The organism is Occallatibacter riparius (genome assembly GCF_025264625.1).
Lineage (GTDB): Bacteria > Acidobacteriota > Terriglobia > Terriglobales > Acidobacteriaceae > Telmatobacter > Telmatobacter riparius.
Window position 1 is genome coordinate 3,228,273 of record NZ_CP093313.1, and the last position, 24,973, is coordinate 3,253,245.

Here is a 24,973-nt window from a genome sequence, read left to right on the forward strand (position 1 = left end):
GGCCGTGAAGAGCACGCCGCCTGTCGGCGTCGGGAGTGGGTGGACACGTCTCCCCCAGTCGCGGGCTACTCCTACCAGCGCGGCCCCACGGGGAACCTGGCCAACGTCGTCGAGCTGAACGGGCGCACCGTCAACTGGACCTACGACGGCATCAACCGCCTGACCAGCGAGTCCATCACCAGCGATCCCTCGAAGAACAACGGCTCGGTAAGCTATGGCCTCGATCCGGTGGGGAACAGAACGTCCGCATCTTCTTCGCTCAACGCAGTCCCATCCGGCAACTGGAGTTTCAACGCCGATGATGAAGTCTCGAGCGAAAGCTACGATGCCAACGGCAACGTAATCCCTTTCGGGCGGCAAGGGCGTCCGAAGATCCTCCCCACCTTCGTGACCGCGATCACATACACAGCAAGTCCGACGTCCTACTATCAAAGGGCCTTTCAGAAAGGCAGGGAGTAGTGTCTCATGTCTCATCTCCCGCAGCGATCGTTGAGAGAGCGAACCAGAATTGGTCGCGCACTGCCAAAGGAAGGCAAAAAGGGCTGTTAACTAGACTGTAACTGGGGTTACTAGAAAATTAGCTACCCCTCCCCCTGTTTTTACTTCTCCATATGTTCGCCAAAAATCGACCCAGATAATAGATTCCATTCTGTTTATCTCTCTACAAAATCTCATAGCTTCAAAAGAAGTCGTTGCGACAAGGAATGACCGATTGTAGTCTTCAGTAAATAGGTCCGTCGCGGGCCAAAGCTTGGGCCCGAGCAGTGAGTCCATCACCGGCGATCCGTTGGAAAAGGCTGCGGGCTAGGGATGCTCAGAGTTCGATGGTCATCATCGCCTCCGTCGGAGATTGAGAGGGAGATTCCGATAGAGTTGGTCCTATGAACTCAGAGGCCGGATCATCGCAAACGATTTTGCCAGACGAGGCAGTCCAACTGGTGCGGGACCTCTACGAGTTCGAAGTGAGCGCCAGTTCTCTTCCGGGGGAATATGACAACAACTTCCATATCGTCACCTCCGATGGCCGCGCTTTCGTTCTGAAAGTAATGCACTCAAGTCGTGACCGCGCCTTCATTGACATGCAGTGTTCGGCACTGACACACCTCGCCGAGCGCGCGCCCGGTCTGGCGCTGCAGAGGGTTCAGTTAACCCGCTCAGGTGAGGCATTTGTCAGGACGACTTTGCGCAACGGTGAAGAACGCTTCGTGTGGCTTCTCAGCTTTCTCCCTGGGCGCGTTCTAGCGGAGGTGCGCCCGCACACGCCCGAACTGCTTCGCAATTTAGGCAGCCTGCTCGGCCACATCGACCTCGCTCTCCAGGATTTCTCCCATCCCGCTGCAGCACGCGAGTTTAAATGGGACTTGGCACAGGCAGCGTGGATCCGCGAGTACCTTTTCCATATTGAAGATCCGTCGCGTCGGGCGCTGGTTGAACAAGTCCTCGAGCAGTATGAGAAGCAGGTGGTCCCACAGCTTCCGACTCTGAGGAAAAGCGTGATCTATGGTGACGCCAACGATTACAACGTTCTCGTAAGTTGCACGGACGGTCCATCAGGGCAGGGAATTGGCGTCATCGATTTCGGCGACATGCATCACGGGCTTGTCGTGGCCGAACCGGCCGTCGCAGCGGCTTATGCTGTCCTGGGCAAGAGCGAACCGCTGGAGGCGGCGGCCTCACTGGTGGAGGGATTTCACAGCGTGTTTCCTCTCTTGGAGACAGAGCTGGCGATCTTGTTTCCACTGATCCGCATGCGTCTTGCGGTGAGCGTCGTTAACTCGGCCCATCGCAAAACCCTTGTGCCGGACGATCCCTATGTCACCATCTCTGAAGCGCCGGCATGGGACGCACTTGCGCGGCTTGCCAACATTCACGAGCGCTTCGCGCATTACGTGTTTCGAAATGCTTGTGGTTTGCCGCCGATGCGAGGAGGACAGCACTTCCGGCAATCGCTGGCGACAATTGGAAAGACCGCAGCGTCCGTTGTGGATCTTGATCTACGCACGGAGCCGTGTCTCGTATTCGATCTGAGCGTCGCCAGCACGTTCCTGGGAGCGGATCCAAAAGCCTCACAGACGCCTGCACTGACCTTAGCCATTGAGCGCGAATTACGAGCCGCCAACGCTTCCGTTGGCGTCGGCCGGTATGATGAGCCTCGCCTCCTTTACACATCACCTCTGTTCGGGACAAACGAAAACGCTGTTGACGAACGCCGCACTGTCCATCTCGGAATTGATCTCTTTCTGGACGCTGGCTCCAACGCCCGAGCGCCGCTGGACGGCCAGGTGCACATCATTGCCGATAACCTGGCTCCGCTCGACTACGGGCCGATCGTTATCCTGAAGCACCTGACAGATGATGCAGTGGAGTTCTTCACGCTCTACGGCCACCTGTCGAAAGAAAGTATTGCAAAGCTCTCCACGGGACAGCCTGTAACTAGGGGCGAGGCGTTCGCCAACATCGGCGCCGCCGCTGAAAACGGCGGGTGGCCGCCTCACTTGCACTTCCAGATCATTACCGACTTACTGGAACTGAACGAAAAATTTCCTGGCGTAGCTCGGGCGTCGGAGCGCGCGATCTGGACGGATCTGTGCCCGGATCCCAATTTGTTGCTTGGCATTCCTTCCGAGCGTTTCCCTTCGCGAGAGCGGAGCTTGAGCGACACCCTGCTCGAAAGGCGTTCGCTAATGGGGCCTAATCTCAGCGTGTCCTACGAGCGTCCGTTGAAGATCGTGCGCGGATGGCGACAGTACCTGTACGACGATACCGGCCGGGCTTATTTGGACGTATATAACAATGTTCCGCTTGTAGGTCACAGTCATCCCAAGGTAGTGGACGCTGTGCGCAAGCAGTTGGGTCTCCTTAATACCAATACTCGCTATCTGCACGACAATGTTGTTCGCTACGCACAACGACTCACCCGGACGTTACCGGAGCCGCTCCGGGTTTGCTACTTCGTAAATTCAGGAAGCGAGGCGAATGAGCTTGCCCTCAGGCTGGCAAGGACGCACACCAACCGCGATGACATCATTGTGCTGGAGCATGCGTATCACGGCCACACGAACACACTGATTGATATCAGCCCCTATAAGTTCAACGGACCCGGCGGCAAGGGTTGCAAACCCTGGGTGCACGTGGCTCCAATTGCCGACGATTACCGCGGTATTTATCGAAGGGGAGAACCCGGCCTCGGTATCAAATACGCCGGCCATGTCCACGACATTCTGAATCGCCTCCAGATCGAAGGGAGGGGAGCTGCCGCATCCATCGCGGAAACCATGCCGAGCGTGGGCGGCCAGATCGTCTTTCCTCCTGACTACCTCGCTGAAGTCTATCGTCATGTTCGAGCCGCGGGCGCCGTGTGCATTGCTGACGAGGTGCAAGTCGGTTTCGGTCGCCTCGGCACTCATTTCTGGGGGTTTGAAACGCAGGGAGTCATTCCCGATATCGTGGTGCTTGGGAAGCCCATCGGAAATGCCTTCCCACTGGCCGCAGTGATCACCACTCCGGAGATTGCCGCCTCATTCGATAACGGGATGGAGTTCTTCAGCACATTTGGCGGCAATCCAGTCTCATGCGCGGCAGGTCTGGCAGTATTGGACGTACTCGAAGAAGAACAATTGCAAGAGAACGCGTTTCGTGTTGGCAGCGGCCTGCGGCGCAGGCTGAAGGCACTTCAAGAAAGGCATCCCCTGATTGGCGATGTACGAGGTTCCGGACTGTTTCTTGGTTTGGATCTGGTGCAGGACCGAGCCACGCGTGAAGCAGCAACCGAGCAGGCTTCGTATATCTGCAACCGTCTCCGGGAGCGCGGGATACTTACTGGAACGGATGGTCCGTTTCACAATGTAATCAAACTTCGCCCGCCATTGATCTTCTCAGACCACGACACTGAGTTGTTCGTCACGACCCTCGAGACGATCCTTGAGGAGGACCGAGCTCAACCAGGCACTCCCTAGGGGAAGGCGACAACACCTGGATCCACTCGCAACCTTTGCATCTAGCTGTCTCGTGCGTGCCTTCGAAAGGCGCCAAATCATCGAGCCCGCGATCAGGCTCAGCGGATCTGCAGGGTTTAACCCGAATAGCATCCGGGAGAATGCGCCGCCGATAAGTCCAGTGATCGCCACCGGGAGAGACCTGAAAGATGGATGTATTCGTCAGTCTTTCAGGGATCTGAAATTTAAAGTGCGGGTTCTGGACAACGCGACCTGAGCCAACGCCAACACATGGTCGACAGAAGGCGTCGGACGAGAGCTAGTTTTTCATGACCCCTTTTATCAAACAAAGCAACTAGCGTCGTAGCCCGCTCCCGCCGTCCCGCGCTCCTGCGATGCGCCGAATATCTGTTATCCTTAGCTGCTAATAATTCCTTTACATAAGTCCCCAGGGTGTTGTGCATGACAAACGTCAGGCCTTTTTGGGCTCCCGCGCTTTGTGTGTTGCTGGCGTTCTTGGCGCCAGCCGCGGTCGCTGAAACCTTCCGCAATCCTTACCGTATTCCGACGACGGTGGATCCGAGTGCGGTGGCCGCGGGCGACCTCAACGGGGACGGCATTGCCGATTTCGTTTGGGAAGACCCAAGCACCACGCCTGTCACTCTGAATGTGGCGCTCTCGCAACTCACCGGAGGCTGGCTGCCGGGCACAAGCATCACTTACCCCATTGCCGGTACGCGCGGCGCGGCGTGTTCGCTCGCGGACCTCAATAGTGACAAGCGCCTCGACCTCATCTGCGTCAGCGCCGATCAGTTCACTGCCACCATCGAAGTGTTCCTCGGAAACGGCGACGGCACTTTCCAGTCCCCCGTAACCACTGACGCCACCTTCAAATTCACTTCCAATTACGCCTCTCCAGTGGTCAGTGTGCTAGGAGACCTGAACGGCGATGGCTTTCCCGATGTGTTCGAGGAAGATGTCGCAAACTCGCACGCCCAGATCTTGCTCAGTGACGGTAAGGGCGGGTTCAAGGCGTTCCTTCCCATGTTTAACACCGGCATCAATGAAGTACTGCCCATCGCAGCGGCAGACGTGAATGGCGACGGCATCCCCGATCTTTTGTATCCGTTCGGCCCTGAGGTCGCGCTGGGCAAAGGGGATGGCACTTTCGGTGACCTCAAAGGGTATATGACGGAGAGCTACTTCGCTGCCACCTGCGTCTTCCACGACATGGATGGCGACGGTCATCTCGACGCCATCTGCGGGTACCCGGAGACGACCACCGGCGATATCACCGGGGCGACCGATCTCATAATCCTCAAAGGCAATGCCGATGGTTCGTTCAACACTACGCCCATAGCGAAGAAGACGTTCGGCACTCACCTGACGGAATTCAGCGGATTCGGCACCTTTTATGCCCCCCTTACCGTCACGGATCTCAATGGCGACGGAATCCTCGATGTGATCGGCTACTCCGGCGATGGCTTGGCCGTGCTGATGGGCGGTCCGAAACTCACCTACGGTACGCCCCAGCACTATGCCCAGGCTCTCGAACCTCAGTTCGGGATTTTCGGAGCGTTCCAGTGGCAGATGTGTGACGTAAACGGGGACGGAATCCCCGATACTGTCAGCGTTGGTCCGCACGGACTCTACATCAGCTACGGGCGCCGTGACGGGTCCTACTCGTCCCCTTCCGCTCCTGAAGTTGCGGAGACTATCGGCTATCCCACTGTGGCCGACTTCAATGGTGACGGCATCCCCGACATTGCAGCCACGGGCGACCCTGCCATCACGATCAGCCTCGGCAAAGGAGACGGCACCTTTGCCGCGCCTGTCCATCAGCCGAACCGCTCAGGCGCCATCAATTTCAGCACGCCGCTCTCCACCATGAACGCAAAGATCCTTCATGGCGACTTCAACGGCGATGGCAAAGCCGACATCATTGCTATAGGCTCCTCAGGCATATACCAGTACGACTCCTACCTCCTCTTCGGCAACGGAGACGGTACCCTTAAGGAACCCATCCTCATTGCGAACTCCTCCAACATTTACCCCATGTTCGAGCAGCTGAGCGATGCGCTCGTGTACGACATTAATGGAGACGGCCGCAGTGATTTGGTGACTACCGCGGTGGATATAGTCGGCAGCGGGCCCGGCCAGATTATCGCTGCTCTCTCAAGCGGCGATGGCACCTTCAGGGATGTCAGTTCCAGCGTGCCGGTGGACACATCGAACGGATTCGCCTCTATCTCGCCTCCTGCGCTTGCCGATTTCGACGGGGACGGCAAACTCGACGCCGTCTATGGCAGCTACCACCATGCATTCGTCCTCAGAGGCAATGGCGACGGAACGTTCAGCCAGGGTTCCTCGCCTGCTTTGGCGATTCCTCCCGTCGCCGGCGGCGACCCACAGTCCATCATCCAGCTTGTGCCTGGCGACTTCGACCACGATGGCAAGCAGGACTTCGCCGTGCTGGTGCAGTACGGCGGCTGGTCTGACCCTTATCCGACGTCTCTGCCCAAAGCAACCGCGCTCTGGGTGTTCTACGGGAGAGGCGACGGCGGATTCGATGCGCCCGTGCTTGCCTCGACCTTTGATCGTTACTACACCGACTTTGCTGTGTCTGACCTGAACCGGGACGGGCTGCCGGATTTCGTAGCGAAGACCAGCGGCACGCTGGGCGGCGGTTTCACCGTCGGCATCGTGCACTCGCGCACCGGCCGCACCTTCGCGCCTGAGGTGAACTACATTGCCGGGACCGGCCTCGCGGGAATGAGCATCGCCGACCTCAATCGTGACGGGTTCCCCGATATCGTCATCGGCAACGGAGACTACAACATCAGGGCTAGTTCCGTCACCATTCTCATGAACCTCGGCAACACTCCCGCGGTCACGGGAACCCTCGTCGCCAATCCCGAACCCTCGCCCGTCAGCCGATCGTTCACGCTCACTGCCTCGCTTCAGCCGCCGGACTCTGCCGCGTTGAGCGGCTCCGTCGCGTTTCTCGTCGATGGGCAGCCGGCGGGCTCCGGCGCCCTTACGGCCAATAAGGCGAGCGTCACCGTCCCCGCCGGGCTCTCCATCGGCTCGCATTCCATTGCCGCGACATGGGCCGGCAACTCCACGTATCCGCAGATCGACCTCACCGGAACCCATCTGGTCGTCGCCGACTCCACCACCACGACCCTCGTCAGTTCGAAGAACCCCGCCTCCGCCGGAGTGAACATCACGTTCACCGCGAGTGTGACATCCTCTTACGGCAAACCTAGTGGCGAGGTGATCTTTACGGAAAACGGTAATCCGCTCGGAACGGTCGCGCTCGCGTCCGGCGCGGCATCAGTGAGTACTTCCGCGCTCGGCGCCGGCACGCACACCATCCAGGCGGCGTACTCCGGAGACACCACGTTCGATCACAGCTCCGCTTCGATGGTCGAGACCATTGAAGCAGCGCCGTCCAATACAACGCTTGCTGCGTCGCCGAATCCCGCCTACGCGACACAGCCGGTGACGTTGAAAGCTATCGTCAGCGGCACGGGAGGAACCCTGGGCGGTACGGTTGCCTTTTTTGACGGCACAACTTCGCTGGGCAGTGCGGACGTAAATTCCAGCGGAACTGCTTCGCTCACCGTTGCATTCTCCGCGGCCGGGGTTCACGCGCTGGAAGCGCGTTATTCGGGGAACGCATATTTCAGCCCCAGCGCCTCAGCGCAGTTCGATGAGAACGTCATCCGGAATCCCACAACAGTCGCCGTTCAGGCTGCTCCCAGTCCTGGCACTGCCTTTGCCAAAATCACATTCACGGCGGCAGTCAAATCATCAACGAGTAGCACTCCGCCGTCTGGAAACGTGATCTTCACGGTCAACGGTTCGCGACTCGGCAGCGCTTCTCTGCAGGCCGGAACGGCAACCATCGATTCCTCCAGCCTCGCGGCCGGTACTTACCTCGTCACGGTGGTCTTCGGCGGCAGCGCCGCCTTCGACTCCAGCACTTCTCCGCATTTCACTGAGGTGGTCAATCCGCGTGCATCCACCACCGCAGTCACCAGCAGCGGAAGCCCGTCGGTGCTATCAACCGCCGTGACCTTCACTGCCACGGTCTCCTCTGGCACGGGCCCATCGCCCTCCGGCACCGTCCAGTTCTACGATGGTAGCTCCACGCTCGGTCTGCCCATCCCTCTGAGTTCCGCGGCAGTCGCAACCTACGCCACCAGAACCCTGGCGCTCGGCACGCACTCTATAAGCGCGGTCTATTCCGGCGATACCAACACGCAGCCCAGCCGCTCGCCCATTCTGCCGCAGTCTGTCATTGCTTACGCCGGCGACTTCTCCATCACCGTCGATCCGGGGAAGGACAGCCTCTACACAGGCGAGAAAGCCACCATCCACATCACGGTCACAAGCCACGGTGGGTTCAATGAGCCGGTTGAATTGTCCTGCGTGGATCTGCCACCTGATTCAACCTGCAACTTCAGCCCCGCATCGTTCGATAAAGGGCAGGGAACTGCAACCCTGACAATCCAAACCTCGCCCCCTCACCGCACCGCGTCCCGAACCGCCGCGCCTCCCGCGCCCGCCAGACCTGCCGGCCCGTTTGCCCTTGCCGCCATCTGTCTGCTGTTCTTGCCGCTCGGCTATAAGCGCCGCAAGCTTTTCCTTGTGCTTGTGGCGGCATTCACGTTCTTCGCGATCAACGCCTGCAGCTCCGGCGATCCCATCGGAGGCGGCACGCCGCCGGGCAGTTACAACATCCAGGTAAGCGGGGCGTACACGGCGCCCACCCCGCAGTTGCAGCACGCGGCCACAGTGGCATTGAAGGTCAAGTCACTTTTCTGATGCATGACGAAGGGGCTCCATTGATGAATTGCTCTCGATTTGCCATCTGTGTTTTAGCGGCGGCGGCTGTCTTCATGCCCATGCGTGTGCGCGCCCAGGCTGAGCCCTCCGGGTACCAGGACAAGGCCGCGCTTTGGGTCGGCGCCGACTACGCCAACTTCAGCGCCTCTTTCCCCTATCAGAGCGGGAACCGCCTCTCCGGCATCTCCACCTTTGCCGACTTCAACTGGAGCACCCACCTCAGCGTCGAGGGCGAAGCGCAGTTCCTGCACTGGGGAGGGTTCGAGAGCGACTCCGAAAACAGCTATCTCGCTGGGCCACGTTACCGCTTCAATCGCATCGGCCCCCTCCGGCCATACGTGAAAACCCTAATCGGCATCGGGCACATTCACTTCCCGTACGACATTGGCGATGCAACTTACTTCGCCGTAGCTCCCGGCGCGGGCGCAGCGTACCACCTCCGGCACCGCTGGCTCATTCGCGCCGAATACGAATACCAGTTCTGGCTCAACTCCCCCGGCTATGCCGGACAGCCCGACCATCCGTTCCGACCCAACGGCTTCAAAGTCGGCCTCGCCTTCCGGCCGTAGCAAGTCTCCCCAACAATCCCCGAAATGATCGCAATCTGGGCGGCCGGGCCCATACTGGCATGACTCCGAGGTTCATGGCCGAGTTGCAGTAGTGAAACTGCAAGCGGCTTTTGGCAACGAGTAGTTGGCTCTGGGGAGTAACGCTCGGATTGGCGCTTTCAGATGGGATGAGAAGTCCGGTCTCCGGCGGGATGCGTTAAGCTCCCAAGTTATCGACGCGCTCGAGGGCGCATGAGATAAGGAGACCGGCCATGAAGAAGGCTAGCACTACGGCATCGCGCCGGAGCGGAAAACTGCCCGATGGACAGCTGACCATCGGGCTGGATCTGGGTGATCGATCGAGTTTCTACTGTGTCCTGAACCGAGCAGGCGAGGTGATTCAGGAGGAGAGAGTCCCAACCAGCCCGGAAGCGATGAAGAAGAGGTTCGAGAAGATGCCAGCGAGTCGGATCGCGCTGGAAACGGGAACGCATTCGCCGTGGGTGCGTCGACTGCTCACCGAATTTGCATGAGCCGCTCACTATGAGTGCGGATGGAAGGGTGACGACAGCTTAGCTCGACGCGGATGTGGCAGCAACAGGTCGGGCAAGGAGAATATCTGATGTTCTCCTTCGCCCGGAGAGGATCAGTATGGCTGCCTTCGGCGGGCCGTCAAGGCTCAAGATGAACCCGCTGCGCTCGGCCTTGACCGCCACCGCAGACAGCCACAAATCGCCTGATATCCGGGCAAAGGAAAACATCAGATTTGACCTTACCCAACCTCAATAACTCTTGACATCGACCGGCCTTCTCATGGAAGACCGAAACACTCATTCATCTCGCTTTTACCCTAACGGCTTCATAAGTCCATTGAAACGCGCAATGCGTCAATGGATGCAGTAGGCGATGCCAATCGGAACACCTTTGCAAATCGAACGATTATTTCAGGCGGTGCGAGTTGCGGCGGTTCAGCCCCGCACTACGGCGAGATCATTGGCGCCTGCCCATTGGGCGATGTCCTGGTTCGTCAAGGCGGTCGCCATCAGGTCCGGGAACTGGTCGGGCGTACAGGCGAAGACGGGGCAATTCATAGCCGCGATTTTAGCGGCATGGTTCGTGTCATATGCCGCATGGCCGTCGTCAGAGAGCGCTAGCAGCACAATGACGTTCACACCCGCACTCTTCAGTTGAGCCACGCGCGCCAGCATCGATTCCGCATTGCCCCCCTCGAACAAGTCACTGATCAGTACCAGGTGGGTGCGGCTCGGTTGCTCGATGCGCTGCTCGCAGTAAGCCAGCGCGCTGTTTATGTCCGTCCCCCCACCCAGTTGCACTCCGAACAGAACCTCCACCGGATCGCTCAGTTGTTCCGTCAGATCGACCACCGAAGTGTCGAAGCAGATCAACTGCGTCTCTATGCCCGGGACAGAAGCAAGCACGGCCGCGAAAATTGACGCATACACAACCGAGGATGCCATCGATCCCGACTGGTCCACGCAGAGCATGATGCGATGCAGGTTGGTGCGGCTATGCGTCCGCCGCTGATGGCCGATCAGCGTTTCTGGAACCACGGTGGCATGTTCACGTTGGTAGTGGCGCAGATTCGCGGCGATCGTTCGGTGCCAGTCGATATCGCTCGGCCGCGGCCGCCGCGTCCTCTGTGATCGGTTGATCGCCCCCCGGATCGTGCTCACGGTCTTATGTTCGAGGCGGGCAAGCAGCTGATCCACCACGCGACGCACCACCATGCGCGCGGTTTCTTTGGTCTTCTCAGGAATCGCCGACCGAAGCGACATGAGATCTGCAACCAAGTGCACATCGGCCTCGAGCGTCGAAAGGAATTCAGGCTCAAGCATGAGCGACTTGAGATTGAGGCGCTCAAACGCGTCCTTCTGGATGACCTGCACAACGGGTGTGGGAAAAAACTCGCGAATGTCGCCGAGCCATCGTGAAACGCGCGGCGCTGAAGCGCTCAGGTTGCCCTTGCCCTTTCGCTGCGTCGACGGCGTATACAGCGCGTCCAGTGCCGCGCACAGCCGCACGTCGCTCTCGCTCAGGGTGCTGCGCTCCTCATCGCCCAGGGCCAGCTTCCAGCGGCGAAGCCGCTCCTTGTCCGAATCGCCAATGCTCATGCCGCACCCTCCTGCACATCGATCCCAAGAATCTGGCACAGCAGGGGAAGTGCCAGCGCGAACGCATCGTCTGCCGCCCCCTCAGATTGAGTCAACTGCGCCTGCTCGCGCCGTCCATGAGTGATGCGCTGCATCACGTGGCGCCGTGCAACGATGTCAAATTCAGCAAAACTCCTTCTCAGCAGCGGAAGGGATTCTATGAAATCTTGCTCCTCCAATCCGCACAGCCACGCATCAATCAGGTTCAGCAGCGGCTCGTCGTGGAGCAGCACTTCCGACCCTCCGCGCAGGAAGTTCTCAAGGAATGCTCCCGCGCGCTGAGGCGTCTCCCCGATCACATGTCGCGAGAATGCCGATTCCACTTCTTCCCCGGCCCATGTACCAAACTCATGCAGCCGGCGCAGGCTGAGCCCGGCGATGGCCGCAGAGACCTGCGGGTCATCCACCGTGCCGGAGAGATGGTTCTGCCACTGCTCAATCAGAGTCGAATCGGCAAAGAGCCGCAGCGCCTCATCGTACGACTGCATGGCCTGCACGCGCGCTGTCGCCGCCTCGTCATCAAGATTGTGCGAGGCGAGCCGCACACCCGCATTCACCTCCACGCTCAGCGCATGCACCAGCGCGCGCAGTTGTTCTTCAGGAAGCTTGCGCGCAGTGCCGTAGCGCAGCACCCGCACCAGCGGCGGCACGGCCAGCATCAACTCCGTGATCTCCGCCGCCTGCACGGCAGCCGCCTGCAGCCGCTCTATGCACGCGGTCGCGGCATCGGGTAGATCGGCAACGAGCGTCTCGCGTACCATCTCCGCGAGTTCTGAAATCGAATTCGACTTCGCGGCGCGATCGAGCTGCGCATTGCCTGCGGCCTGTTCGATGGTCCCCCCGTACACCAGCGCCTCGGCCAGCGCCACTGATAATTCCGGCGCCCATCGCAGCCGCCACACCTCGCGAAACGTTCCACGGCCTGCGTCCGCTTCCACCAGCTTGCCCCAGGGCACCTTCAGAATCAGCAGCCGGTGCAAAAGCGTAGACTTCAGCAACCCCGCCTCGCTGCGCAAATCCACGCGCTGTTCCGTCTCGACATCTTCAGGCTTGAGCCGCGTCTTCTTCTGCCACAACGCCAAGTCGCGCGCCAGCGGCATCTGCGGCACCGCGGAATCGATCTCTCCTACGCGCTCGCCAACATACAGCTTCCGCTCGATGATGCGCAGCGGCACTTCATCGCCGTGACACAGCGTGGCAAGAGCGGCCTCGCGCATCTCCTCGAGTGCCGGAACCCGCCGCTCCCGCATTGACGCCAGCGCCAGCGAGAGCCGCGCTGCTTCAATCGCCGAAGCGGTCGGCGTGAGGTAGCCTTCTTTGCGCAGCATCCCCGCAGTCTTGGCCTGCCACTGCGCCGCAAACTCCTCTGGCGTAGTGCTCGCCCGGCGCTCATACAAGCTCCATAGATGTGAGTACCATCCAGGAGAGATCACGCCGGCTCCGTACCCTGAAGCAGCACCCAGCCTGCTGTCGGTCCACGGAACCCAGGTGGCTTCCACCTTCGCCCGCGTCAACTCCTTTACTAGCGCCTTATCGCCTGACGCCGTCGCACCAGTCCGTAACGCGCTGGTGTGCCACGCGCCCACAACAGCGGCAATCTTTCCGCTGTGTTCCTTCAGCGCCTGGCGGATGTGAATCCGCATCCAGGCCTCGCGTTGCGACTCTCGCATCCCGCCTCGTTCGCTTCGTTCTTCCGGAGCGGCGGCGCGCACGGCAGTCATTGCAGCCTCGATACCCGCAAACACCTGCAGCGCCTGCTCGCCGGCCGTAGCAGCACTATCCTCCTCCAGCCGCCCCTGCTCTATCAGCGAATTCCAGAAAGCTTCTCCGTCCCCGTATCCCGCCGCCGCCGCGAGCGCGTCCAGCGGATCAGGATCGTGCTCCACCTGCATCTCCTCGGGATCGTTCTTCTGCGCGATGAGCGCGTGAATATGAATGCCGGCGGGCCAGTCGATAAAACGCGCGGGCACATCGCGCCTCAATGCCCACAGCATCGCCTGCCATTCAGGCGAGAACTCCGCCTGCGGAAAGAAGAACGCTGCATTTGCGTCGCTCGCCGCGTGCACCAGCAATGCCAGCGGCGGCTTCATCCCTGGGAGCTGCGCAAACCGGATCAGCTCATCCGCTTCGGGCGGCCCCTCAATCAGCACACACGCGGGCTCCACCGCGTCCAGCGCGCGCACCAGCAGCGCGGCCGAGCCCGGGCCGTGATGGCGAATCCCGAAGATGTGCAGCCGTTCATCCATGCCGCATCACATCACGTCGCGGATGGCGCGATACAGGTCGCCCCACTCGTCACGCCCGCGAACCACGTTTTCGAGGTACTCTTCGAGAGCGACCGTGTCCTGCACCGGGTCCTTTACCACCGCACCAACTACATTGGTCGCCACGCTCTGCGCGTCCATCATGCCATCGCCGAAGTGCGCGGCCTCAGCCCACGCGCTCACCCCCACTGAAATTGCCTCAGCCGTCGACAGCGTGCCTGACGTCGTTTTCAGCTTCATCTTGCCATTCAGCGTCTTGCCCTGGCGCAGTTCGCGGAACAGCACCACAATCCGCGCCAGTTCCTTCTCAGCCGGCTCAATCGGGGGCAGGCACAGGTTCGTGCCGATCTCCGTCACCCGCTTCACTACAATTCCGGTCTCTTCCTCGAGCGTTGCCGGAGAGGGCAGAACCACCACATTAAACCTCCGCTTCAGTGCGGAAGAGAGATCGTTAACACCCTTGTCGCGACTATTCGCCGTCGCAATCACGTTGAATCCACGCGCCGCCTCGATTGCGATATCAAGCTCGGGAATCGGCAACACCTTCTCTGAAAGAACCGTAATCAGCGTGTCCTGCACGTCCGATCCCATGCGCGTCAGCTCTTCCAGCCGCACAATCGTTCCTTCTTCCATCGCGCGCGTCAGCGGCGTCTTCACCAGCGCCTCGCGCGAAGGTCCCTTGGCCAGCAGCAACGCATAGTTCCACCCATACCTGATCTGGTTCTCGTCCGTGCCCGCGGTGCATTGAATCAGCCTCTTCGACGATCCCGAAATAGCCGCGGCCAGGTGCTCTGACACCCACGACTTCGCTGTCCCCGGCAACCCCAGCAGCAGCAGCGCGCGATCGGTCGCCAGCGTCGCCACGGCCGTCTCGATCAGCCGCCGATTGCCAATGTACTTGGCCGAGATCTCCCTCCCGTTCTTCGCCTCGCCGCCCAGCAGGTACGTGACCACGGCCTGCGGAGACAGCCGCCAATTCGGAGGCCGCGAAAGCTCATCCCCTTGTGACAGCGCCTCCAACTCTTCCGCGTACACCTCTTCCGCGCTCACTCGCAGTCTCTCGTTTGTCATCGCACCGCCTCCAGTTTTTCCAGCGTGTCCAGCAGCATTATGCCCATGTCTTTCCTATCCGGATCGATTCCATCCATCTGTTCGCGCAGCTTTTCGCGCATGCCGGCGGGACAAAGCGCGCAGAACGTCTGGATCACTTCTGTCCCTGGCTTCTTCTCGCCGTTCAGCTGATCTGACCACCACTTCGATTTCAGCACCTCGCGCGTCACGCTCTCAGGCAGCGGCCCCTCGATGCGGCGCAGCAGCCATCCCCAGTCGCCCAGCGCGGCCTCCGGCATCCAGTCGCGCGGCCGCACGATCGCTTCTACCCAGCGCGTGCGCTCCTCGTTGTCCGTAACCGACAAATCGTCCAGTCCAGACACGCTCATCCTGCCCCACGCGTCCGGCAGCTCCTTTGCAATCACCGCCACCACATCGAACCGTCGGTCCATGGTTGCCACGATCGCCAGCGCAAACAGAAGATTCGGATCATCCTTGGCCGCGGCGGACAGTTCACCAATTGGAATCTCCAACGTGCAGGACAGCTCTTCAAGCGTGACATCCGCAAACTGCTCGCGAATCCATCGGTCGGCGGTCTGAGCCTTCACATTGGCCGGTAGTTCGAGCTTCAGCGCAATCCTCCGCTTCAGCAATCCCGCCCTCTCCTTCTGGATGCGCTCCAGGCACGCCGCCAGCGCCGGATTGTTCGCAGCCGAACCGCTCAGTCGCGCAAGCAATCGATGCGCGATTGCGCGCACGCGCGGCGCCCGGTCCTTCAACGCCGCTTCAAGAAATCCTCTATCCGCTTCATTGAGTCCGGTCTGCACCGCCCCAATCAGGCGAACGCGCGCCTCGGCGCTCTCAGCGCCCCACGCCTTCTCGAGAATCTCGCGCGCCCTATCCGCGTTCTCTTTGCGCAGTTGTTCGACATACGCCAACCGCGCACCAATTGGCGCCTCAGCCCAATTCTCCACGCTCAACGCATCGTCGTCGAAGTAGCCCGTGCGGCTTTCCGCTTTCGCTTCGCGCTGTGCCCAATACTGTGCCACCACACCCAGGTACCGATTGTGCCGCCGAACGAACGCGTCCAGCCGCGGCAGATCGAATGGATGCGGCCTCAGCTTGTTCCGCGCGAAAGCGAACGCCACCGCCAACTCGGTCTCACTCGTGCACCGATTCGCATTCAGCAGCCGCAACATTTGGGCACGCACATTCTCCGGCACAATGCGCCGCGCGTCGAGCGGCCATGCTTCCACATCGAATTGCGCGGGTCCCTGTGGCATCTCAAAGCGAAGTGCCTGGCCAGCCAGGCTGAGCGCATCCAGTGGCGCGTCCGCTCGCAGCCCTGCAATCTCGGGAAGAGCCTCACGTCGTGTGCCGGCAAGCAGGGCGGGAAGAACACGAACCTGCAAATCGCGCGCATTCATTCCGCGGCCCACCTTCCCAGCGCTGTCTCCGCCACTAGGATTTGGAACTGCGTGCCGTCCCACAATCCCGCGGCGTCCATGCTCTGGAGCGCAACTAGCGGCAACGCCGACGAGAATTGCGAGCCGGCCACCGGCAGCACAGGGCCGTCCCCCGCGCACACAAACAACTGCTCACCGCTCCTTCGAACGCGCGCCCTGCGAAAAGCGATAGGCCATGCGCCGATCCACGGCTTGGCGGCAAGTGCCCGATGATAGCCACGCAATGCTTCAGCGAGCCCCTGGTCCGGGAACTCCACCGCATCGCTCGATTCCTGTGCAGGCGATCGAATCGTCGCAATCACCGCGCGCAGCGGCGCAGGCGAGCGATAAAACACAAACGTCGCCCCGAGCCGTTCTCCCAATAGGTAAGGACTTCGCCCGACACTCGTAGCCACCGGAACAAAATCCACCAGCACCGCAAACTGCGGTCCCTCCTGCCATGCCTCGCGCAAGAACCACGTCTCGACGCGTCGCAGGCGATCCGGCTGCACTTCACTGAGCGTGGCCACCACCCGCCACGATCCGCTCGCCCGCATCGCCGCTTCATCGCTCAGCAGCGCTTCTCGTGTCACGATCCATCCCACCGCCCGCCGGACATCCTCTAGCAGGTCGGCGGAGAGCTTCTCCTGCCTGCGATAAGCCTGCGCAATCACGTGCAGTTGCCCCAGTTCGCGAACCGCCATCTGCGGCCGCGCCGGCTCTGCAAGAGCATACAGGCGAGGCGGCAGAATCTCCAGCCGCGACGCCAGACTCGCAGCCTTCGCGTCCACCATCCTCTGCGCAATCACGTGGCACGCTTTGCCGGCCTGCGCTGGAAATCCCGCCAGCCCCGCTTCTACCTGGTCCGTGATCCAGTGATCCAGATCGTCGAGCCCCGCGGCAATCGCTTCCTCGCGATCCTTGCGCGTGCGCTCGCGCGCCGCGGCCGTCCGCGCCTCCGCCTTGGGATCGGCTTCGGCAGCTTCCTCCCTGCTCGCCAGTGCAATGCTCTTATCGCCGGAAGGTTCCGCCGGCTCTTTGTTATCCGCTGGCCTTCGTCGCCGAACCCAGTCAAGCACCCACTCCGGCGCAGCGCTGGTTTCGAACGCCGCCTTGCCTTCGGCGCGCAGCCACATCAACCCCAGCGCATGCTTGCAGGGAAACTTCCGGCTCGGGCAGGTGCACTTGTACCCGGTATCCGGTTCCGAAATCGTCACCCGATACGGCGTCGCGCCCGATCCCTGGCACTCGCCCCACAGCAGGCCTGCGCCATCCCCCGCCAGCCGTGACCAGAGCCCCGGCTTCAGCAGCTTCCGCGCGGCGCTCAACGATGCCTGGTCGGGTGCAATCGCTTCTATCTTGTCCAGGCTCAAGGCCGCCATCGGGGAGGTCGTCTCCAGCTATCGTCGAGAACGCTTGCGAGCTTCCGCAGAAAGCATACCGCGCCGGCCGTACGGCGATCACCTGGGCTTCTATAGCCTCGGATCCACAGGCTCGCTCTCCAGCGCCAGCACCCCGAAGACGCATTCATGCGTGCGGCGCAGCGGCTCCTTGCGCACAACCGGCTCCAGCGCCTCCATGCCCAGCGCGAACTTCAAGACAGTATATGCAAGGCCTGCGGGCACCCACCTCGAACAGTCCGGACATCCTCTTAACATCGCGCGCCCCCAGATGGTCGGGCTTCGAATTCGGTAAAAAGACGGGACCACCACTCCCTGGATCGCCCGAGCGGGGCACCAAACACAAACCCGGCGGTTGGCCGATTGCTCATTCCTTACCCTGGTCGATCAGTGCATTGGCGATTATGCTGACGAGCATCAGTATCGAGAAGCCCCTATATCGGCACCTATTCGAGGTCTTACCCCTCCGCCATCACGCGGGATGATCGACTTGCCTTGATGGCGACAGTAGAGATGCGAATCACTCGCCGTCTCGACTTGCAGGATAGCGCGAAGCCAAGAGCAATCATCTCCCTGAACGGTTGGTCGTGGGCCGTGAACGCATTTACTTCGACCGTATCTGGGACGATTTCACGGGTGATCCAACCAAACCTGACGATCCGACATGAGACTTCTACGCGGCTACGTACGCGCAGCCTGGAGGAATGCGAGCTGGATTTGCGCAGTTCAGAGCCTTCTCGCAGGATTCTAAGGACAATCAGGTTTTTGAGCAACCAAGCTGTCCATGCCCGTTTTGGCCGTTGGTAGCAACGACCGTAGGGGGAGCCGTCGTCAAGCACTCCGGTCATTGGACTGATGGAAGAGAGGCCAGCGGAAACCGTCGCTTTGATTCGAGGATTCCTTGATGCTTCGCCACAGGAGCGCTTTTCTCCTGCGGACTTCAATTTTCCGGCCGGGGGAACCAGGTACTGGGAGCTCCGGAACTCCGGCATTCAGACAGTCGTGTTGAAGGGCGACCCTGATCGCGCCGGCGTTTACACAATTATGCTGCGCGTCCCGGCTCATACACAAATCCAGGCACACTCTCATCGAGATGACCGCGTGGCCACGGTGACCTCTGGGACCTGGCACATTGGCTACGGTCACAAATTCGATAAGTCGAAACAGAAGGCCCTTCCTCCCGGGAGTTTCTACACCGAACCACCGGGCGAGACTCACTCTGCCGAAACAGGCGATGAAGCCGCGCTGGTCCAGATCACCGGATACGGTCCCTCCTCCACGGACTACGTCAATCGCGGCAACGACCCGCGAGCAATGGCGGTGTCCCAGAGTTCCTCCGGCGGAAAATAATCTCCTGATCAAGCCCCTCTCCAACAAACTCAGCAAACATCGGACTTCCAGGGGATGAAGCCTGCGTAAAAGGAGAAGGGCGTCTTCGAAAGGAAGGAATTGGAATCATGATTCTTGGACTGAGTACAAATGCATTCACGTTGCTGCATGTCACGATCAGCCTTCCTGCCATGGCGTCCGGCATTATCGTGCTTTGCGGGCTGCTCGCAGACCAACTCTATCGGCGCTGGAACGCACTCTTTCTAGCCACGGCATCTCTCACCGACATCACAGGCTTTGCCTTCCCGAAATGCCCACATTACCCCTGGGATCATTGTGGGAGTTTTGTCTTTGATCACGCTGATCTTCGCTGCCGTAGCGCTTCACGCCAGGTTTCCAATGGGTGCATAGCGAGGCATTTTCGTGGTGAGCACTACTCTCGCTCTCTATTTCAATGTCTTCGTTCTGGTAGCGCAGCTCTTCCGGCATGTTGCACTTCTCAAGACTCTTGATCCAGCCGGAGGTGGTCCAGTTTTGCTATCGCGTAACTGCTGGTGATCATCGTATTTACAAGGTCAGGAATAGCCGCGTTCAGAAGATTCACAACCGAATCGTTTACCGTCTCGCAAAGATGCCATACATCTACCCTCAATGGAATCACAAAATGAATGACCCCGTTCAACCGAGTATCCCGCAGGCGCAAATGCTCGTGGGAGTTGAGGATCGACAATGAATATCAATGCTGTTTTGACCCTGTGTCTTCCTTAGACATGGACGATGTCCGGAGCACGTCCCTCTGTATGAGCTGCCATGAGCAAGCTTCTCTGCGCATCCTGGTGGCCGAACTGCTCTATACAAATCACCTTCTTCGGTTCGAGCTTTCTCAGTCGCAGGCATTGGTCGGCCAGCTTCGACTGGTATTTGACGAGGTGCAAGTACATACAGATTCGGCCACGGAACTTCAGAGAGCGTTGAATGGCTTCGACGCTCTTCTGCATCCAGAACTCGGGTTTGGATTCGCAAGGGCGGCTTCGGTGCTGCAGCCGCACAAATAGCGTGATTCAATCTTAATCAGTTCTGCGGAACCCGCTTCCCTCCGACCATACGATGGGTCCGCGCGCCAGATTTCCTTGTGCGAGCTCCACTTTTCCCAACAGCACCAGTTCTCCTGTTTTCTCTGAGTTGAGGAGCGGCGCGGAGGCCATCCTTTGGCGAACACCCATCTCGGAGTCAGCGATTGAAGACGCGGGTGAAAACCCAATGTACTTCAGGGTAATCGCTCCGCAGAACGTGCATGTCGCGGTGTGCAATCACTTTTCGGGATACGTACACTGAAACGAGGTAGGATTTTGCCATCCACGTTGACGGAAAGTCGCCGTTTCGTTCTAGTGCCGCTCCCTGGCGGAGGTCTTCAAGAGCACGCGTCGCCCGTTATTCGTCAACCTGACGGCACACGATCGATGGGTCCTAGCCGAGTTCCCATTCCTTTTCCGGGTCGACGAGTGCATCGACGATTATGCGCTGATCGAAGCCCGGTCTAGGTCTTGGTACGAGCGAGCCGTTTCGGATTACCCGGGGTAGTTCAACCTTCAACGTGAGGGAAAAATTCGAAGCTGACAAACCCCTCGTTCAGCAGTAGTCCTTGCACCGCCATAGGAAGGTCCGCAGTGTCGGACTTTAACAAGTATCCGTGCGCTCCATGTCGCATGGCAGCTTGGATGATTTCGGGAGAGGATTCCTGGCTAACCACCAAAACTTTGGCGCCTGGGACGAGCTGTCGCACCTTTTTGAGGACTTCCATTCCGTTCAATTTGGGTAATCCGAGATCCAGCAAGATCAGATCGGGCTGGAGTTCGTGTGCTTTTTCGAGTGCTTCCAACCCATCTACGGCCACGCCGATGACTTGGCATGGAGTCCGTTCTTCCAACGCGGAGCGCAGGAACAGCCCGAACTGCGCATTGTCATCGACGATTAAAGCTTTGAACCTCGCCACCTTGTGAGGCCGTCCTCAATTCCGCTCTCCGCGGGAATCTAGAATACAGCCGGTACTTGTGTATTTCCTAGAACCTGAAGCGGAGGGCCAACTGCCCTACCCTGGGGTTTACTGCCGTGCTATCGATGATGCCGAAAGTCTGTGAGCTGAAGTTTGCGTCCGGATTGGCAAACTGCGGATGGTTGAAGGCATTGAAGAACTCAGCGCGGAGTTCAATGGAACTGCCATCCTGGGGCCATCCGGACGCAAACACTTTCGAAATTTCCAGGTCCAGATTGGCCTGTCCGGGCCCGTTTACGATGCCGGTGCTGCTGTTCCCGAATCCCGTTCCCTTTCCATCCGTACCAAAGATGGGCGGAGATGCAAAGCACTCTGTGCGGAAGTAGCTGGTCAGTTTCGATTCGACTGTGCCGCTCTTCACAAGCTGCCCTTTCGAACAGGTTCCGGATAGTTGCGCACGGTCTTCACTAATCCCAAACACGTTGTTCGCGTTTGTGTTACTGATGGTGAGGGAGCTTCCCGACTGAATCGTAGTAATCGCGGAAAGCCTCCACTTGCTCAAAATAGCACCGTGAACACCTTCGGCGGAACCAGGAATTTCCCAGGTTCCGCTGAAGATGAAGCGGTCAGGCCGATCAAAACTGGTGCGGCCCCAGCGTTGCGCAGAGGAGTTCTGGTCTCCCAGCGTTAGTGCGTTGGCGGCGGAAGTGCCATTGATGTTGGCCCCATCGGTGTCGAGCGACTTAGAGAACGTGTAGGAGCCCAGGAACTGAAGGCCGTGGTCCAGGCGCTTAGTCAGGCTCACCTCAAGTCCGTTGTACCAGAAGGCGCCCGCCGCTTCTATCTCGCGCAGGCCATCGGGGCGAATTCCAGGTACCGGCACGCGCAACCCGATGTTTGCAATGGTGTTGAAGACCGCGCCGCGAATGGGATGTTCAGGGGAGGCGGCAAGAGCTTGATTGAGTGAACGAAAACGCTGCAGATGTTCCCCGTGAGTTCCTACGTATCCCATTTCCAGCAGCCAGCCTTTTGTGACCTCAGACTGGAGGTTCAACGAGAACTGCTGCACCAGGGCCGGCCTGAACTTGGGGTCCATGGTGTTGAGAGACGATTGGCTGGTGGAAGAGTACGGCACAAACAGAGGAAAAGAGGCGACGGTGGGAAAGGGCTCTGGAAAGGGTGTACTGAAGTTGGCCTGCGCATTTGCAGGTCCGGTGGCGATGCGCGCCACCCCAAATGGCGGCGCGAGCACCGAGGCCGTAAAGGCCTGCCCTGTGGGGCGCGAATAGTAGATGCCGTACCCCCCGCGCAATGCCATGCTGAACGGGCCGGAGGGTATCTGCCAGGCGAAACCGACACGAGGGGCGAGGGCGTTCTGTCCGTCACCGTAGGTCGCGAATGCGTTGTCGGAACGGATTACCCCTGGAGGCGGAGTTCCTCGAAAATTTGAACCGACCACGTATCCGTCGACACTGCCATTGGGGGGCGGATTGGGGTCAGCTTTACTGACGTCGAAGCTGGAGTTTCTGCCTAGGGCGTCCCCATACTGGCCGATGCGTTCATACCGCAGGCCCAAATTCAATGTGAGCGATCGGTTGAGGCGATAGTCATCCTGGGCGAAGAATGAGGCCTCCCAGGTTCTCAGGTCGCGATCGAGAAGACCGTAGGCATCTGAAGACGTGTAGACGTTACTGAACGTCCCGTTTCCATTGTGGGCTGCATCGAGGCCCAGCAGGAAGTCAGGCCAGCTGAGAAAGCCCACAGATGAGTTGATTCCACCGTAGTGGAGAGGCCCGCGCAGGCGAGTGAGAGAGGCTCCGAACCTGAGCGCGTGTGCGCTGCCAATCCAGGTGTACATGTCGTTAAACGTGAAGCTTTCCTGGGTGTAGGTTCGTGGGAATGCCGTGGCCATGCTGACCGAACCCAGGACCTGAAGGCTTGGCAATTGGCTCTGATTGTTCAGGCCGCCCTCCGCCACCCCGATATCAGACCATGCAAAGGGCGCCTTCGCTTCCGTACTGCTGGCCGTGCGAACAAATCCCGCCCTGGCTTCGTTCAAGTGAGAGGCACTCATCACCCGCGTGTAGGCAACGGAAGCCACGAAGAAGGACGAGTCCCCGGGGCTCGTGAATCCGGGAGTATTTCCCACGGGATTGAAACCGTTGCCGGGAAATGTGACCAACTGATCGATTTGAGAAGTGAAGAACCGTAGAGCGATCTGATCCTTTTCCGGGGCAGCCAAGTCTACGTTGGCAAGGAATTGATCCTCGTTGAAGCGGCACGGATCAGACAACTCTGAGAATCCCTGGCTTGGCAACGGTTGGGAAGGGTCTACTGTCTGAGGATTCGGGATGAGGAAGTTTCCACCGGGAAGCTTCATGTTCAACAGTGCCAAGGCCGCAGGGTTGATGTTGGTTCCGTCGGGACTGATCGGGATACCCCCCAGAGCACCCGATAAGCCACCGAATAGGGAGCCGAGCGCAGCGGCCGACCGATCGTTGGTCAACGGAGGTTCTCGCAGGCTCGCGGTGCACGCAATCCGCGATTGTCCCGCGGCAACGCCGTTGATTTGGCGCGTTCCCTGGTAGGAACCGAAAAAGAACAGCCTCCTGTGTCGAATGGGGCCTCCGACACCGGCTCCGAACTGATTCTGCTTAAGTGCCTGGCGCGGCTGCCCCGCTCGATTGAGGAAGTAATCATTCGCGTTGAACGCCTCGTTGCGAACAAATTCAAAGAACGCGCCGTGGAAGCTGTTGCCTCCTGTCCTGGTAATCACACTGACATTGGCGCCGGCAGCACGCCCGAAAACGGCGTCATACTGCCCTGTCTGCACCTTGAACTCGTCGATGGCATCCGGATTCGGAATGGGAATTCCGCCGCTCGCGGAGCCGGTACCGAGTACGTCGGTGACGCTGATCCCATCCAGTTGCCAGTTGCTATCGTAGGACCGCGATCCGTGCACATATAAGCCATCTGCCGACGGACCGATCTGCGCCAGAGCAGTGCCTCCGGCGCCAAGCTCGCCGGCATTATATACGCCCGTAAGCACTCCCGGAGACAGACCGGCGAGCTGCGAGAAGTTTCTGGTGGCTAACGGCAGATGAATTGTTTGCTGATGATTTACGGTTCTGCCGAGCGCAGAACTATCGAGTTGAAGCATCAGAGGGTTAGCGGAAACCGTTTGCGTCTGAATCAGCCTGATCATGGCCAGGTGCAGTTCGAGGCGAAGTGTCTCTGCGACGTGAACCTGAACGCCCGGGAGCGACAATGTGTCGAGATTGGCGCCGGTGGCCTGTAGGTCGTAAATGCCGGGGGCCATGGCGGGGCAGGTGAACCAGCCGTTCACGTCCGATACGCAGGACGTCGCCTTATCGGAGTTCCTCAGCGTGAACCGCACCATTACATCGGGGAGAAGTGATCCGGAAGGGCCAAAGGTGTTCCCGGTAACCGCACCGGTTGAGGATGTCTGGGCGACAGCATGAAGTGAAGAACCCACTCCGAGTACAAGGGAGAAGGTCGCGAGACAGCTGAAGCACAGTCGAACTTGAGCAAGGGCATGGTCCCGGCGGGGCATTGGCACTCATTGTGCCGTGCTCTGTTTCAGTTGGCAAGCTGAGTCGTGGCACTGCCTGCACGAATCAAGTAAGCTGTTCGCGTGTGAATCCAGGCGGGCCGGGGCAGGTCAAGGAGGAACGCCGGGAGGTTGGTCGGCTTCGAACGCTGGTTCAACTGGCCACATGTGAGATTGGCCCCGGCAATTCAGTCGCGCATCGAGTGAGCGAATATGAAAGTCTCGCCCGCATATATTGGGCCCGCAATTCCGCAACCAGCAACGCGAAGTGATGCTGCGACCAATCGCGCCGCGAGGGGTGCTCCGGGGAGCTTGTGGCGTGCTCTTGGGGTGATGACCGTCGTCCTAGGCGCGTTGAATGGCACAGTCACGAGCCAATCCAAGCCCATTCGAAATGTTCTCATTCTCAATGA

Annotated in this window: 17 protein-coding genes; 8 read left to right on the top strand and 9 right to left on the bottom strand. The window is 59.6% G+C overall.

The features are described 5' to 3' along the window. Positions 1–39 precede the first annotated feature (39 nt). From MOP44_RS12990 to MOP44_RS13015, 6 genes are all read left to right on the top strand, one after another. On the top strand, positions 40–459 hold the full coding sequence (locus tag MOP44_RS12990; protein WP_260796463.1) for a hypothetical protein: 420 nt from the start codon (positions 40–42) through the stop codon (positions 457–459). A 422-nt stretch (positions 460–881) separates the two neighbouring features. Next, a complete protein-coding gene (locus MOP44_RS12995; protein WP_260796464.1) occupies positions 882–3,956 on the top strand; it encodes an aminotransferase class III-fold pyridoxal phosphate-dependent enzyme in 3,075 nt (1,024 codons plus the stop codon). A 441-nt stretch (positions 3,957–4,397) separates the two neighbouring features. Continuing rightward, positions 4,398–8,768 carry an Ig-like domain repeat protein gene (locus MOP44_RS13000; RefSeq protein WP_260796465.1) on the top strand — a complete coding sequence of 1,457 codons (4,371 nt, stop codon included), beginning with the start codon at positions 4,398–4,400 and terminating at the stop codon, positions 8,766–8,768. Positions 8,769–8,791: 23 nt separating this feature from the next. Further along, positions 8,792–9,358, top strand: a complete 567-nt coding sequence (locus tag MOP44_RS13005) for a porin family protein (protein WP_260796466.1) — start codon at positions 8,792–8,794, stop codon at positions 9,356–9,358. 251 nt (positions 9,359–9,609) lie between these two features. Next, entirely contained in the window at positions 9,610–9,870 is a 261-nt protein-coding gene (locus tag MOP44_RS13010) for a hypothetical protein (protein ID WP_260796467.1), read from the top strand. 118 nt (positions 9,871–9,988) lie between these two features. After that, positions 9,989–10,126, top strand: a complete 138-nt coding sequence (locus MOP44_RS13015) for a hypothetical protein (RefSeq protein ID WP_260796468.1) — start codon at positions 9,989–9,991, stop codon at positions 10,124–10,126. A gap of 179 nt (positions 10,127–10,305) precedes the next feature. Here the strand turns inward: MOP44_RS13015 and MOP44_RS13020 are convergent, their stop codons facing one another. From MOP44_RS13020 to MOP44_RS13045, 6 genes are all read right to left on the bottom strand, one after another. Beyond that, a complete protein-coding gene (locus tag MOP44_RS13020; RefSeq protein ID WP_260796469.1) occupies positions 10,306–11,469 on the bottom strand; it encodes a VWA domain-containing protein in 1,164 nt (387 codons plus the stop codon). After that, positions 11,466–13,754 (bottom strand): DUF5682 family protein, encoded by a 2,289-nt coding sequence (locus tag MOP44_RS13025; protein WP_260796470.1) that lies wholly within the window; start codon positions 13,752–13,754, stop codon positions 11,466–11,468. Before MOP44_RS13025 ends, MOP44_RS13020 begins: the two co-directional genes overlap by 4 nt. 6 nt (positions 13,755–13,760) lie before the next feature. Beyond that, entirely contained in the window at positions 13,761–14,843 is a 1,083-nt protein-coding gene (locus MOP44_RS13030; protein WP_260796471.1) for an ATP-binding protein, read from the bottom strand. Further along, on the bottom strand, positions 14,840–16,249 hold the full coding sequence (locus MOP44_RS13035) for a DUF5691 domain-containing protein (RefSeq protein ID WP_260796472.1): 1,410 nt from the start codon (positions 16,247–16,249) through the stop codon (positions 14,840–14,842). The genes MOP44_RS13030 and MOP44_RS13035 overlap by 4 nt, the downstream gene beginning before the upstream one ends. Next, entirely contained in the window at positions 16,246–17,649 is a 1,404-nt protein-coding gene (locus MOP44_RS13040; RefSeq protein ID WP_260796473.1) for an SWIM zinc finger family protein, read from the bottom strand. Before MOP44_RS13040 ends, MOP44_RS13035 begins: the two co-directional genes overlap by 4 nt. 90 nt (positions 17,650–17,739) lie before the next feature. Continuing rightward, on the bottom strand, positions 17,740–17,865 hold the full coding sequence (locus tag MOP44_RS13045; protein ID WP_260796474.1) for a hypothetical protein: 126 nt from the start codon (positions 17,863–17,865) through the stop codon (positions 17,740–17,742). 687 nt (positions 17,866–18,552) lie between these two features. Here MOP44_RS13045 and MOP44_RS13050 point away from each other — a divergent pair. Next, positions 18,553–19,017, top strand: a complete 465-nt coding sequence (locus tag MOP44_RS13050) for a cupin domain-containing protein (protein ID WP_260796475.1) — start codon at positions 18,553–18,555, stop codon at positions 19,015–19,017. A gap of 267 nt (positions 19,018–19,284) precedes the next feature. Here MOP44_RS13050 and MOP44_RS13055 read toward each other — a convergent pair whose 3' ends face one another. After that, the gene (locus tag MOP44_RS13055) at positions 19,285–19,485 is read right to left on the bottom strand and encodes a hypothetical protein (protein ID WP_260796476.1); all 201 of its coding nucleotides are present in this window, start codon (positions 19,483–19,485) and stop codon (positions 19,285–19,287) included. A 311-nt stretch (positions 19,486–19,796) separates the two neighbouring features. On the opposite strand from MOP44_RS13055, the gene MOP44_RS13060 reads away from it, so the two are divergent. Further along, positions 19,797–20,051 (top strand): hypothetical protein, encoded by a 255-nt coding sequence (locus tag MOP44_RS13060; protein WP_260796477.1) that lies wholly within the window; start codon positions 19,797–19,799, stop codon positions 20,049–20,051. A gap of 527 nt (positions 20,052–20,578) precedes the next feature. Here MOP44_RS13060 and MOP44_RS13065 read toward each other — a convergent pair. Further along, positions 20,579–20,989 carry a response regulator gene (locus tag MOP44_RS13065; RefSeq protein WP_260796478.1) on the bottom strand — a complete coding sequence of 137 codons (411 nt, stop codon included), beginning with the start codon at positions 20,987–20,989 and terminating at the stop codon, positions 20,579–20,581. Between the two features lie 67 nt (positions 20,990–21,056). Beyond that, positions 21,057–24,485: a TonB-dependent receptor gene (locus tag MOP44_RS13070; RefSeq protein ID WP_260796479.1), complete on the bottom strand. Its 3,429-nt coding sequence runs from the start codon at positions 24,483–24,485 to the stop codon at positions 21,057–21,059. Positions 24,486–24,973: the final 488 nt, after the last annotated feature.